Origin of the sequence: Sphingomonas flavalba (assembly GCF_047553045.1) — a bacterium.
GTDB lineage: Bacteria > Pseudomonadota > Alphaproteobacteria > Sphingomonadales > Sphingomonadaceae > Sphingomonas_L > Sphingomonas_L flavalba_A.
Genome location: NZ_CP180208.1, coordinates 1,536,876 through 1,548,974, shown reverse-complemented (window position 1 = coordinate 1,548,974; position 12,099 = coordinate 1,536,876). Strand labels below are relative to the sequence as shown.

Here is a 12,099-nt window from a genome sequence, read left to right as displayed (position 1 = left end):
GCGCCTAGCTGCAATAGGGGCTGCAATGCGCTGCATTCTCGCGCAGGGCGATGTAGTCGACGCCGCCCGCCATCGCCGCGTCGACGACGACCGCCTTGGCGAAACGGTCAGTGCGCGGGCCGGTCGCGTCACGGCTGTTGTAGCCGGCGTCGACAAGGCTTGCGGCACCGGCCGGAACGGTGAGAGCCATGCCGCCGACGATGGTCAGTACCATGGCGGCATAGGCGATTGCTTTGGTGGTCATCTTTGCTGGCCCCGCTTTCGGCTGTCCGGCTTAGATCGCGCGGTGTTGCCAAGGTTCCCCGGTCGCGTTTTGCGCCATTGAATCTTGCTCTGAACCCGGTTCGGCATTAGATCGGTTCATCTGTCCGGCCGCTCCGCAAGGGGCGGCCCTTCTTTTGTCCGGAGACATTTGCCGTGGCCCAGCCGCTCATGCCCCATGCGACCGCCTCGTGGCTGGTCGACAATACAGCGCTCAGCTTCGAGCAGATCGCCGACTTTTGCGGCCTTCATATCCTGGAGATCCAGGCGATCGCCGACGATACCGCCGCGACCAAGCTGACCGGCCGCGACCCGGTGCGCGCCCATGAGCTGACCCTTGAGGAGATCGAGAAGGGGCAGGCCGATCCGAATTACCGTCTGAAGATCATCAAGGGGCCGGAGCAGATGCGTCGGACCCGTGGCCCGCGCTACACCCCGGTTTCGAAGCGGCAGGACAAGCCCGACGGCATCGCCTGGATCATCCGCAACCACCCGGAAGTGTCGGACGCGCAGATCGGCAAGCTGATCGGCACCACCCGCGCGACGATTGGCGCGATCCGCGATCGCACCCACTGGAACATCGGCAATATTACCCCGAAGGACCCGGTGACCCTTGGCCTGACCACCCAGCGCGAGCTGGACGCGGTGGTTGCCAAGGCGGCGAAGGCGGCCGGGCTGGAAGCGCCGACCGACGAGCGGCTGGACGGAGACCGCGAGGCGTTGATCGAACAGCTCCGCGCCGAGCGGGAAACCGCCGAGCGCGATCTGGCCGCCGCTCATGCCGCCGAGGCCGGTGAAGCCGCCGCGCCGAGCGAGAGCCGCCTGCCGCCCGGCGTCGTCGACCCGTTCAAGCATTGAGCGATGCCGCCCGGCCCGAACCGGACGCCGGGCTGATTTACACCCACGGACGAACCGGGCCGGGGCAGGGCGCGGTGATCACGGTGGCGCCGGGGATCGGCTGGGCACGGCTGCCGGTGCCCGGGGCGCTGCGCCATATCAATATCTGGCTGCTGGACGACGGCGACGGCATCGCCATCGTCGATACCGGCCTTGCGATCGACGGCTGCCGCGCGGCGTGGGAGGCGCTGTTCTCTGGCCCGCTGGCCGGACGGCGGGTGACGCGGGTGATCGTTACCCATTTCCACCCCGATCATGTCGGCCTGGCCGGCTGGTTGTGCGCGCGGTTCGACGTTCCGCTGTGGATGAACCGCACCGAATATCTGATGGCGCGGCTGGCGCTTGCCGACGACCGTGATTCCGCGCCGGATGCGGTGTGGATGGACCACCGCGCCGCCGGCTGGTCCGACGCGCAACTGGCCGCGGAGCGGGCGGGCGGCTGGAGCAGTTTCGCCGCGCTCGCCGGGCCGCTGCCTGTCGGCCACGTCCCGATCGCCGAAGGGCAGGCGGTTGCGATCGGCGACCGGTTGTGGCGGGTGATGACCGGGGGCGGCCATACCCCGGAACATTGCAGCCTGGTCGACATGGCGAATGGCGTGATGCTTTCCGGCGACCAGTTGCTGCCCCGGATCAGCAGCAATATCTCGCTCGGCACGATCGAGCCGGAGGGCGATCCGCTCGCCGACTGGTTTGCGGCGCTGGCCCGGTTCCGCCGTGATCTGTCGCCCGACATGCTGGTGCTCCCGGCGCATGGCGATCCGTTTACCGGCGCCCATGTCCGGCTTGACGCGATCGCGGCGGAGCACCGGGCGCGGCTTGACGCGCTGGAAGCCGCGCTGGCGGAGCGGCCGCTGCGCGCTGTCGACTGTTTCGACACGCTGTTCGGTCGCCGGATCGACGCCGCCGTCCTTGCCCTCGCATCCGGCGAGGCGCTGGCCCATCTGCGCTATCTGGAGCGGGCGGGCCGCGCCCGCCGGGCGGTGCGCGACGGCGTCTGGTGGTTTTCACGCTGAACGCCGCCGACGCCGGGTGGAGGATTGCCCCGGCCCGCCGCCACACCTAGGCTTGGGCCATGACCGACCCAGAGCATGCGTGGCGTAGCGCCTATCAGCACCCGACCCAGTGGGACCAGGGTTTTCCGCCATTGTCGTTGCCGGCGATGTTCGCGGCCAGTGCCACCCGGCGCGGCGCGGCGCCGATGCTGGACTTCATGGGCCGCAAATACAGCTATGACGAGGTTGCCGATGGCGCCCGCCGGGTGGCGAAGGGGCTGCGCGCGATCGGCGTCGGCCGGGGCGACCGGGTCGGCCTGTTCCTGCCCAACGTGCCGCATTACGTTGCCGCCTATTACGGCGCGCTGTCGATCGGCGCGATCGTCGTCAATTTCTCGCCGCTCTATACGGCCGAGGAACTGGCCGGGCAGGTGATGGATTCCGGCACGCGGGTAATGTTCACCCTGTCGGCGACCGCGCTGCTGCCGACCGCGCTGAAAGTGCTGGAGGCCAGCCCGCTGGAACGGCTTGTCGTCGGTTCGATTGCCGGGGCGCTGCCGCCGGCGAAATCGCTGTTCTACCGCCTGTTCCGGTCCGGCGAGACGGCGGCGCGGCCGGATGACCCGCGGATCATCGCCTTTTCAGAATTGATAGCGAATGACGGGGCGGGGGCGCCGGCGGAGATCGACGCCGAGAACGATATCGCGCTGATCCAGTATACAGGCGGCACCACCGGCTGGCCGAAAGGGGCGATGCTGACCCACCAGAACCTGACCGCCAATGCGCGGCAGGTGCAGGCGATCGATCCGCACCCCGATGCGGACGACCGGATCGTCGGGGTGCTGCCCTTCTTCCACGTTTTCGCCAATACCTGCGTGCTGAACCGCACCGTACTGCGGGGTGGCGAGATCGTGATGCTGCCGCGTTTCGATGCCGCCGGCACGCTGGCGGCGGTGGCGCGGACAAAGGCGACGGCGCTGCCCGGTGTGCCGACGATGTACCAGGCGCTGCTTGACAACCCGAAGATCGGCGGCACCGACCTCTCTTCGCTGCGTGCCTGCATTTCCGGTGGCGCGCCGATGCCGGCCGAACTGAAGGCGCGGTTCGAGGCGCGGACGGGCGCCACCGTGGTCGAAGGTTACGGCCTGACCGAAAGCGCCGGCGTGGTTTCGACCAACCCCTATGAGGGGCTGAACAAGACCGGGACGATCGGCCAGCCGATCCCCGCCACCCATATCCGGCTGGTCGACAAGGACGACCCGACGCGGCCGGCGCCGGACGGGCAGCCCGGCGAACTGGTGTTCCGTGGCCCACAGGTAATGAAGGGCTACTGGAACCGGCCGGATGACGATGCCGCAGTGTTCGTCGACGGCTGGCTGCGGACCGGCGACGTCGCCGTGATCGACGACGACGGCTATATCCGCATCGTCGACCGGTTGAAGGACATGATCGCGGTTGGTGGGTTCAAGGTGTTCCCGAGCCAGATCGAGGCGGTGCTGTATCGCCACCCGGCGGTGCGCGAGGCATTGGTGATCGGCATTGCCGATGCCTATCACGGCGAAATGCCCAAGGCGTTCGTCACCCTGACGGATTCGGCGACCGCCACTGGCGAGGAACTGAAGACCTGGCTCAACCCCCAGCTTGGCAAGCATGAGCGGGTCGTCGCCGTCGAGATCCGCAGCGCGCTGCCGAAGACGATGGTTGGTAAACTCAGCCGCAAGGAACTGGTCGCCGAGGAACGGGCGCGCGGCGGCGAAATTGTTTCGAAACAGGACGATCCCGGTTAAGCGTCGTTTACCATAACTTTCCATGCCTCGCCGGTTTCGCTAAACGAATCTGTCACTTGCGGGTTTTGACAGGGGGTATGGAATGCTGATTCGAACTATGTTGTTCGCCACCGCGGCGATGGTGGCGACGCCGGCCTTTGCGTCCACCGTCTACGATACGGGGCTGCTTGACCTGCCGTCGCCGTTTTTGGGCAACGCGACGAACGGCGCGCCGACCGGCGCGCTCGGTACCGCCGGGAAAGTGTCGTCGGCGATAGGCGGTTTTGGCGCAGCATCGGTTTCCGATTCCCATAAGGATCAGTGGATCCAGCGCAACGTGATCGGCGGCGCCAGCGTCGGCATCACCAATTACCAGGCGCGCAGCGGCAACGGGTCGGCGGTGTTCGCCAGCCCGAGCGGCAGCGGCAAGGCCGACCTCGAATATCTGTTTGCCACTCCGGTCGCGCTGTCCGGCGTTGTCGGCGGTTCCTATGACTGGTTCCGCGACGTTGTGTCCAACAACCCGGCCGCTCAGGCGCCGGTTTACCGGCTGATCCTTGGCAACGCGTCGGGCAAGGCGCTCGGCGGCGGCACCTTCCTGGTGTACGAGCCGGTTTATAACGGGGTCGGCACCGCGCCGGAGGGGGCGTGGCAGACCGCGACCTTCGACCTGAGCAGCACCTTCTGGGCGAATAACAACAATGTCACGCGGGCGGCGGGAGTCGATTCCTGCAAATCCGGTGGCACATGTTTCGACAGCCTTGGCGACTGGATCAGCCTCAATTCCAGCCTGACCGTCATCGGTATCGGCGTCGGCGTCGGTTCCGGCTGGGACGGCGGCTTTGTGGGGGCGGTCGACAATGTCAGCTATAATTTCGGCAATGCCGGGTCGGCGACGTTCAATTTCGAGGTTGCCGGGTTGAACGCGGTGCCGGAGCCGGCGAGCTGGGCGATGCTGATCGCCGGGTTCGGCCTGATCGGCTTTGCGATGCGGCGGCGGACTATGGCGCCCGCCACAGCGGCCTGAACGGGGGGTGAACGGGAAACGGCCCCCGCATGTCGCGCCGGGGCCGTTTCTTTTGCCGGCGGCGGCCGTGCCGCGCTTGACCCGCATCGGCGCGCGCTTCACAAGCCGGGCCTATGCCCGATAGTGCAGACTCCACTGCCGACCTGTCGTTCGAGGACGCGCTGAAGCGGCTCGAAACCATCGTCGCGCAACTCGAAAGCGGCGATGTGCCGCTGGACCGTTCGATCGCCCTCTATGCGGAGGGCGACAAGCTGCGCGCCCGCTGCGAGCAACGGCTGGCCGAGGCGCAGGCGCGCATCGACCAGATCGTGCTCGGCGACGGCGGGCCGGCCGGCCTCAAGCCGTTCGACGCTCATTGACCGCGATGCCGCGCGCCTCGCTCAGCCTGGCCCCCGCGCTGGACCGGATCGCGGCTGACATCGACCGGGCGCTCGATGCGCTGCTGGTCGTGCCGGATGATCCGCGCGCGCCGCTGTTTCAGGCAATGCGCCATGCCGCGATCGGCGGCGGCAAGCGGCTGCGCCCTTTGCTGGTGTGCGCGACCTGCGAATTGTTCAATATCGACCGCGCCGCCGCGTTGCGCGTGGCCGTCGCCATTGAATGCATGCACGTTTATTCGCTGATCCATGACGATCTGCCGGCGATGGACGACGACGACATGCGCAGGGGCAAGCCGACGGTACACAAGCAATTCGGCGAGGCGACCGCCATTCTGGCCGGCGATGCCCTGCATGCGCTGGCCTTCGCCGTGCTGGCGGATGAGCGCACCCATCCGGACCCGTTCGTCCGCGCCGACCTGACCCTGGAACTGGGCCGGGCGAGCGGCCCGGACGGCATGGCCGGCGGGCAGATGATGGACCTGGCGGCGGAATCGACCAGCTTCGACCTGGCCGGGGTCACCCGCCTGCAACAGTTGAAGACCGGCGCGCTGATCGCCTTTTGCGTGGAAGCGGGGGCGATCATGGGCCGGGTCGCGCCGGATGGGCGCACCGGGTTGCGTGGCTATGCCCGCGACATCGGCCTGGCCTACCAGATCGCCGACGACCTGCTCGACGCGGAAGGAAGCGCGGCGGCCGCCGGCAAGAAGGTCGGCAAGGACGCGGCCGCCGGCAAGGCGACGTTCGTGTCGCTGCTCGGCGCCGAGCGGGCGCGGGCGCAGGCAGCGTTGCTGGTCGAACAGGCGATCGCCCATCTGCGGCCGTTCGGGCCGGAAGCGGACCTGCTGCGCGCGATCGCGCGCTACACCGTCGAGCGCGACCACTAACAAGGGGAACAGCGGGATGCGCACAGGCATTTATCCGGGCACGTTCGACCCGATCACGCTTGGCCATATGGACATCATCCGGCGCGGTGCGAAGCTGGTCGACCGGCTGGTGATCGGCGTAACCACCAATCCGTCCAAATCGCCGATGTTCTCGGTCGAGGAGCGGCTGGCGATGGTTCGGCGCGAAGTCGCCGCCATTCCCGGCACGATCGACGTTGTCGCCTTCGACGCGCTGCTGATGACCTTTGCCGAACGGCAGGGCGCCAGCGTCATCATCCGCGGGCTGCGCGCCGTCGCCGATTTCGAATATGAGTATCAGATGGCCGGCATGAACCAGCAGCTGAACAACCGTATAGAGACGGTGTTCCTGATGGCCGATGTCGCGTTGCAGCCAATCGCGTCCCGGCTGGTCAAGGAGATCGCGGTCTATGGCGGCGACATCCACCGCTTCGTAACCCCGGACGTCAACGCCGACGTGCAGGCGCGCATCGCCGACGCAGGTCTGGGGCGGGGCGTCTGAAAACCGACCGATGCGCCGCCAAGCCGCCACATTTTCGCGCAAAGCCCACCATCCCATATCCAGCGGAGTGTCCGTCCCGATGCGTTTCCTGATCGGCCTGCTCGCGATTCTCGGCCTGGCGACCGCCGCCGGGGCGCAGAGCGATACGCCAACGCCCACCGCATCGCCGACGCCGGCCCCGGAAAGCAGCGCGCCGCCCGTCGACCCGCAGAATATCTGGGTGCTTGACCTGTCGAACGGCGGGCGCGTCCGCATGCTGCTCCGCCCGGACAAGGCGCCGAACCATGTCGAGCGGATCAAGGTATTGACCCGGCGCGGCTTCTATAACGGCCTGACCTTCCACCGCGTGATCGACGGTTTCATGGCGCAGGGCGGCGACCCGGAAGGGACCGGCGCCGGCGGTTCCGACCTGCCCGACGTGAAGGCCGAGTTCAACGACATGCCGCACGTGCGCGGCGCGGTGTCGGCGGCGCGGGCGCAGGACCCTGATTCGGCCAACAGCCAGTTCTACATCGTGTTGATGCCGCGGCTGCAGCTTGACGGGAAATATACCGTGTTCGGTCGGGTGATCAGCGGCATGGACGCGGTCGACCGGATCGAAAAGGGTGAGCCGCCGATGAACCCGACCCGCATCCTGCGCGCCTGGGTGGAGGCGGACGGGGAGCCGCCCGCGGTTGCCGCGCCGACACTGAACACCGACGTGCCGGCCGCGCCGCCGACGATCGCGAAGCCGACCGGAAAGCGCTGAGTCGCCGGCGATGCGGGTCGATCTGTTCGACTTCGCGCTGCCGCCGGAGGCGATAGCGCTACGCCCGGCCAGCCCGCGCGATTCCGCCCGGATGCTGGTGGTTGACGCCACGGGCATGGCCGACCGGGTGGCGGCGGAGCTGCCGGCGGTTCTGCGCCCCGGCGATTGCCTGGTGTTCAACGACACCCGCGTCATCCCGGCCCGGCTGGACGGCATGCGTGGCAATGCACGAGTCAGTGCAACGTTGCACAAGCGGGAAGGGCCGCGTGCCTGGCGGGCCTTCGTTCGCAATGCCAGGCGCGTGCGCGACGGCGACCGGATCAGCTTTGCCGCCGGGATTTCGGCGGTAGCCGATCAGCGCGGCGCGGACGGCAGCCTGTTGCTGACCTTCGACGGCGACGAGCCGGTGGAATTGCTGCTGGAACGGGCGGGGACGATGCCGCTGCCGCCGTATATCGCCGGAAAGCGCGCGCCCGACGCCCGCGATGCGGAGGATTACCAGACGATGTTCGCGCGCGAAGCGGGGGCGGTGGCGGCGCCGACCGCGGCGCTGCACTTCACCCCGGCGCTGGTCGCCGCGCTCGACGCCGCCGGGGTCGGCCGGGAAACGCTGACCCTGCATGTCGGCGCGGGCACCTTCCTGCCGGTCAAGGCGGACGATACCGACGACCACCAGATGCATACCGAATGGGGGCGGATCGACGCCGCCACCGCCGACCGGCTGAACGCGGTGCGCGCCGGCGGCGGCCGGTTGATCGCGGTCGGCACGACCAGCCTGCGGCTGCTGGAAAGCGCGGCGGATGCGGACGGTACGATCCGGCCGTTCGCCGGGGACACCAGCATCTTCATCACCCCCGGCTATCGTTTCCGCGCCATCGACGGGCTGATGACCAATTTCCACTTGCCCAAATCGACGCTGTTCATGCTGGTCAGCGCGCTGATGGGGCGCGAGCGGATGCTTGGTGCCTATGCACATGCGATCGCGACGGGCTATCGTTTCTATTCCTATGGCGACGCGAGCCTGCTGCTGCCGGGCGACGGAGACGAATGATGCGCGCTGGATTTGCCGGGCCGCTGCTCTGCCTGTTGCTGCTGGCCGGCGCGCGCCAGCCGCCGGCCGAGGCGGTGCAGCCGCCGCCGGTGCCGCCGGTCGACAGCGGCATCACGATGATGGCGGCGCCGGTCGCGATCCTGATCACCAGTTTCGACGCAGACCGTGATCGTGTCGTCACCCGTGCCGAGTTCGATGCCGGGGTCAGGGCGTCGTTCGCGCTGGGCGATGCCAATGGCGACGGCGCGATTTCGCTGATCGAGCTGTCGCATTGGGCGGAAGCGGAACTGGGTAGCGCCGGGGCACTTCCCGGTCGTTTCGACTTCGACCGCAACGAAGACGATCGGATTTCGGAGGCTGAGTTCGTCGGCGAATTCGCCCGACGCTTCGCCGCCTACGACAAGAATGGTGATGGGCGGCTGACCCGCGACGAACTGCTGACCCTGAATTTCCAGCGGCCGCAACCGGGCAAGGGCAAGCGGGGGCGTTAGCAGCGTGACCGATCGTTTTGCCTTCACCATCGCCGCGACCGACGGCGCCGCCCGCACCGGCGCCATCCGCATGCGCCGGGGAGAGATCCGTACCCCCGCCTTCATGCCGGTCGGCACCGCCGCCACCGTCAAGGCGATGAAGCCTGCGGCCGTGCGCGTGACCGGCGCCGACATCATTCTGGGCAATACTTACCACCTGATGCTGCGCCCCGGCGCGGAACGGGTGGCACGGCTGGGCGGGCTGCATGCATTCATGGGCTGGGACCGGCCGATCCTGACCGACAGCGGCGGCTATCAGGTGATGAGCCTGTCCGAATTGAGCAAGGTCAGCGAAGAGGGCGTTGCCTTCCGATCCCACCTCGACGGATCGCGACACATGCTGTCGCCGGAACGGTCGATGGACATCCAGCGCCTGCTCGGTTCCGACATCGTCATGGCGTTCGACGAGCTGGTGCCGACCACCGCCGACCGCGCGGTGCAGGCGGCGGCAATGGAGCGGTCGATGCGCTGGGCGCGGCGGTCGCGTGCCGCCTTCGACGCCGACAATGCCGGTGGCGCGCTGTTCGGCATTCAGCAGGGCGCGCTCGACCGGGCGTTGCGGCAGGCGTCGGCCGACGCGCTGACCGATATCGGTTTCGACGGCTATGCGGTCGGCGGGCTGGCGGTGGGGGAAGGGCAGGAGGCGATGTTCGGGGTGCTCGATTATGCGCCGGCGATGCTGCCCCCCGACCGTCCGCGCTACCTGATGGGGGTTGGCAAGCCCGATGATATCGTCGGCGCGGTCGAGCGCGGCATCGACATGTTCGATTGTGTATTGCCCACCCGCAGCGGCCGCACCGGCCAAGCCTTCACCTGGGACGGGCCGATCAACATCCGCAATGCGCGCTTCGCGGAGGATCTGGCGCCGCTCGACCCGGAATCGCCGACGGCCGAATGGTCACGCGCCTATCTTCACCACCTTGTCCGGTCTGGCGAGATACTGGGCGCGATGTTGATGACCGAGCATAACCTGTGGTTCTACCAGCGGCTGATGCAGGGCCTGCGCGACGCGATCGCCGAGGGGCGGCTGAGCGCATTCGCGGACGAGTTCCGTCGTCGTTATGCCGGGCGCGCCTGACGCCCTTCGGCTATTTAGTTGCCGAAGCTGACGCCGAGGAAATCCGGGACCGGACCGTTCCAGCCATCGTCGGGGCCGTCGTTGCGATCGTCGCGGCGCGGTTCCGGCTTGCGCGTGGCGGGAGCCGCCGATGCTGCCGTTGTCGGTGCCGGCCTGGGCTGCGATTCCGCCTTTGGCTTTTGCCCGGCGGACTTGTTCTGGGCAGGTTTGGCGGCGCGGGCGCGTGGCGCGGGCGTCGGCTTGTCTTCCGCCGTGTCGGCGGCAGCCGGCGCGGCCTTGCCGATGCGCGGAATCTTCTGGCCACTCAGTTTTTCGATATTGGCGACCGCTTCGTCGTCGTCCGGCGTCGCGAGCGTGAACGCCTTGCCGGTTGCCCCGGCGCGGCCGGTGCGGCCGATGCGGTGAATGTAGTCGTCCGGGTGCCACGGCACGTCATAGTTGAAGACGTGGCTGACATCCTTGACGTCCAGGCCGCGCGCGGCGACGTCGGAGGCGACGAGGACGGTGATCTCGCCCGACTTGAACCGATCCAGTTCGCGAATGCGTTCCGCCTGATCCATGTCGCCCTGAATCTGCCCGGCGGCGAAGCGCGCGCGCTTCAGACTGGTCGTCAGGTCGCGCACCGTCGACTTGCGGTTGGAGAAGATGATCGCCGTCTTGACGTCGGGCGCGCCGAGCATGTCGATCAGCGTCGCTTTCTTGGTCCGGCTGGTTACCGGGACCAGCGCCTGTTCGATCAGACGGTTGGACGATGCCGGACGGGCGACCTCGATCGATTTCGGGTCGGTCAGGAACTTGTCGGCTAGCTTTTTGATCGGTGCCGGCATGGTCGCGGAAAACAGTAGCGTCTGCCGGTTCTTGGGAAGTTTCGAGCAGATGTCCTCGATGTCCGGGATGAACCCCATGTCGAGCATCCGGTCGGCCTCGTCGATGACGAGGAGCGCGCAGCCGGTCAGCAGGATGTTGCCGCGCTGGAACAGGTCCATCAGCCGGCCCGGTGTCGCGATCAGCACGTCGACGCCCTTTTCCAGCGCCTTCACCTGATCGCCCATCGACACGCCGCCGATCAGCAGCGCCATCGAAAGCTTGTGGTACTTGCCGTACTGTTCGAAATTTTCGGCGACCTGCGCGGCCAGTTCGCGCGTCGGTTCCAGGATCAGCGAACGCGGCATCCGCGCCCGGCTGCGACCGCTGCCTAATATGTCGATCATCGGCAGGACGAAGGCGGCGGTCTTGCCGGTGCCGGTCTGGGCGATGCCGATCAGGTCGCGGCCCATCAGCACGCTGGGGATCGCCTGTTTCTGGATCGGGGTCGGTTCGCTGTAGCCGACCTCGTCGACCGCGCGCATCAACTCATCTGAAAGGCCGAGATCGGCAAAAGTCATCGAGATTCCGGAAAGAATGGTCGCGGACGGCCCGTCGCCGTCTGCGCCCCGCGCTTGGGCAAAGCCCCGCCATTTGTCAAGGTTTCGCGCGTTTGCTGCCGCGTTTAGGGGTCAGCAAACGGAATTCCTCTATCTCGCAGCGCCCGCCGGAACGGGCGTGGATCGCGTCGCGATCTGCACAGATTTGGCCGTCGCTGCCCGGCCGCAGGTAGAAACCGGAATAATAACCGAGCACGGTGCAACGGCCGTTCAACCGGGCGCGGACGTGATCGCCGCCCTTCAGCCGCAGGTCGACACTGTCCTCGCCGGTCACTTCCGCCCCGGCGAGCTGACTGGCGGCGATGCAGTCCGGCCCGCGGCGTTCGCGCCATTCCGTCGCGCGCGGGGGGCGTGCGGTCGGCACGCGGATGATCACCCGTTCCCGAATGATGACCTGGGCATATTCCACGCGCTCCGCCGCCGAAACGGCGACACCGAGCAACAGGACAGTGACAAGCGCTATGCTCAAGCCCAGAATTCCATCAGGGCGACGCGCATGGCCCAGCCCGGTTGAACCCCGGATTAATTGCATTGCCGGTCA

At 67.6% G+C, this 12,099-nt stretch carries 14 protein-coding genes; 11 read left to right on the top strand and 3 right to left on the bottom strand.

All coding sequences use genetic code 11. The features are described from left to right. Positions 1 to 4: 4 nt before the first annotated feature. Complete coding sequence (locus ACMT1E_RS07470) at positions 5 to 244, bottom strand: hypothetical protein (RefSeq protein ID WP_414903140.1); 240 nt, start codon at positions 242 to 244, stop codon at positions 5 to 7. A gap of 188 nt (positions 245 to 432) precedes the next feature. On the opposite strand from ACMT1E_RS07470, the gene ACMT1E_RS07465 reads away from it, so the two are divergent. The 11 genes from ACMT1E_RS07465 (at position 433) to tgt (ending at position 10,134) form a co-directional block, all read left to right on the top strand. After that, positions 433 to 1,119, top strand: a complete 687-nt coding sequence (locus tag ACMT1E_RS07465) for a cell cycle transcriptional regulator TrcR (protein ID WP_414903320.1) — start codon at positions 433 to 435, stop codon at positions 1,117 to 1,119. Then, on the top strand, positions 1,116 to 2,171 hold the full coding sequence (locus tag ACMT1E_RS07460) for an MBL fold metallo-hydrolase (protein WP_414903138.1): 1,056 nt from the start codon (positions 1,116 to 1,118) through the stop codon (positions 2,169 to 2,171). Before ACMT1E_RS07465 ends, ACMT1E_RS07460 begins: the two co-directional genes overlap by 4 nt. 59 nt (positions 2,172 to 2,230) lie before the next feature. Next, complete coding sequence (locus ACMT1E_RS07455) at positions 2,231 to 3,937, top strand: long-chain-fatty-acid--CoA ligase (RefSeq protein ID WP_414903137.1); 1,707 nt, start codon at positions 2,231 to 2,233, stop codon at positions 3,935 to 3,937. An 82-nt stretch (positions 3,938 to 4,019) separates the two neighbouring features. Next, positions 4,020 to 4,943 carry a PEPxxWA-CTERM sorting domain-containing protein gene (locus ACMT1E_RS07450; protein ID WP_414903135.1) on the top strand — a complete coding sequence of 308 codons (924 nt, stop codon included), beginning with the start codon at positions 4,020 to 4,022 and terminating at the stop codon, positions 4,941 to 4,943. Positions 4,944 to 5,056: 113 nt separating this feature from the next. Beyond that, complete coding sequence (locus ACMT1E_RS07445; protein WP_414903133.1) at positions 5,057 to 5,302, top strand: exodeoxyribonuclease VII small subunit; 246 nt, start codon at positions 5,057 to 5,059, stop codon at positions 5,300 to 5,302. A gap of 5 nt (positions 5,303 to 5,307) precedes the next feature. After that, complete coding sequence (locus ACMT1E_RS07440; protein WP_414903318.1) at positions 5,308 to 6,207, top strand: polyprenyl synthetase family protein; 900 nt, start codon at positions 5,308 to 5,310, stop codon at positions 6,205 to 6,207. A gap of 16 nt (positions 6,208 to 6,223) precedes the next feature. Beyond that, complete coding sequence (coaD, locus tag ACMT1E_RS07435; protein WP_414903131.1) at positions 6,224 to 6,727, top strand: pantetheine-phosphate adenylyltransferase; 504 nt, start codon at positions 6,224 to 6,226, stop codon at positions 6,725 to 6,727. 79 nt (positions 6,728 to 6,806) lie between these two features. Continuing rightward, positions 6,807 to 7,475 carry a peptidylprolyl isomerase gene (locus tag ACMT1E_RS07430; protein WP_414903130.1) on the top strand — a complete coding sequence of 223 codons (669 nt, stop codon included), beginning with the start codon at positions 6,807 to 6,809 and terminating at the stop codon, positions 7,473 to 7,475. A gap of 10 nt (positions 7,476 to 7,485) precedes the next feature. Next, positions 7,486 to 8,526 carry a tRNA preQ1(34) S-adenosylmethionine ribosyltransferase-isomerase QueA gene (queA, locus tag ACMT1E_RS07425; RefSeq protein WP_414903128.1) on the top strand — a complete coding sequence of 347 codons (1,041 nt, stop codon included), beginning with the start codon at positions 7,486 to 7,488 and terminating at the stop codon, positions 8,524 to 8,526. Then, on the top strand, positions 8,526 to 9,017 hold the full coding sequence (locus ACMT1E_RS07420) for an EF-hand domain-containing protein (RefSeq protein WP_414903127.1): 492 nt from the start codon (positions 8,526 to 8,528) through the stop codon (positions 9,015 to 9,017). The genes queA and ACMT1E_RS07420 overlap by 1 nt, the downstream gene beginning before the upstream one ends. A gap of 4 nt (positions 9,018 to 9,021) precedes the next feature. After that, complete coding sequence (gene tgt / locus ACMT1E_RS07415) at positions 9,022 to 10,134, top strand: tRNA guanosine(34) transglycosylase Tgt (RefSeq protein WP_414903125.1); 1,113 nt, start codon at positions 9,022 to 9,024, stop codon at positions 10,132 to 10,134. A gap of 14 nt (positions 10,135 to 10,148) precedes the next feature. Here tgt and ACMT1E_RS07410 read toward each other — a convergent pair whose 3' ends face one another. Both ACMT1E_RS07410 and ACMT1E_RS07405 read right to left on the bottom strand, forming a co-directional pair. Next, on the bottom strand, positions 10,149 to 11,519 hold the full coding sequence (locus tag ACMT1E_RS07410) for a DEAD/DEAH box helicase (RefSeq protein ID WP_414903123.1): 1,371 nt from the start codon (positions 11,517 to 11,519) through the stop codon (positions 10,149 to 10,151). A gap of 76 nt (positions 11,520 to 11,595) precedes the next feature. After that, the gene (locus ACMT1E_RS07405; protein WP_414903122.1) at positions 11,596 to 12,027 is read right to left on the bottom strand and encodes a hypothetical protein; all 432 of its coding nucleotides are present in this window, start codon (positions 12,025 to 12,027) and stop codon (positions 11,596 to 11,598) included. Positions 12,028 to 12,099 lie beyond the last annotated feature (72 nt).

What these genes read in the sequence shown, in the direction of transcription:
- ACMT1E_RS07470 (WP_414903140.1), bottom strand. Translation starts at nt 244, where the DNA reads ATGACCACCAAAGCAATCGCCTATGCCGCCATGGTACTGACCATCGTC.
- ACMT1E_RS07465 (WP_414903320.1), top strand. Translation starts at nt 433, where the DNA reads ATGCCCCATGCGACCGCCTCGTGGCTGGTCGACAATACAGCGCTCAGC.
- ACMT1E_RS07455 (WP_414903137.1), top strand. Translation starts at nt 2,231, where the DNA reads ATGACCGACCCAGAGCATGCGTGGCGTAGCGCCTATCAGCACCCGACC.
- ACMT1E_RS07450 (WP_414903135.1), top strand. Translation starts at nt 4,020, where the DNA reads ATGCTGATTCGAACTATGTTGTTCGCCACCGCGGCGATGGTGGCGACG.
- ACMT1E_RS07445 (WP_414903133.1), top strand. Translation starts at nt 5,057, where the DNA reads ATGCCCGATAGTGCAGACTCCACTGCCGACCTGTCGTTCGAGGACGCG.
- ACMT1E_RS07440 (WP_414903318.1), top strand. Translation starts at nt 5,308, where the DNA reads ATGCCGCGCGCCTCGCTCAGCCTGGCCCCCGCGCTGGACCGGATCGCG.
- coaD (WP_414903131.1), top strand. Translation starts at nt 6,224, where the DNA reads ATGCGCACAGGCATTTATCCGGGCACGTTCGACCCGATCACGCTTGGC.
- ACMT1E_RS07430 (WP_414903130.1), top strand. Translation starts at nt 6,807, where the DNA reads ATGCGTTTCCTGATCGGCCTGCTCGCGATTCTCGGCCTGGCGACCGCC.
- queA (WP_414903128.1), top strand. Translation starts at nt 7,486, where the DNA reads ATGCGGGTCGATCTGTTCGACTTCGCGCTGCCGCCGGAGGCGATAGCG.
- ACMT1E_RS07420 (WP_414903127.1), top strand. Translation starts at nt 8,526, where the DNA reads ATGCGCGCTGGATTTGCCGGGCCGCTGCTCTGCCTGTTGCTGCTGGCC.
- ACMT1E_RS07410 (WP_414903123.1), bottom strand. Translation starts at nt 11,519, where the DNA reads ATGACTTTTGCCGATCTCGGCCTTTCAGATGAGTTGATGCGCGCGGTC.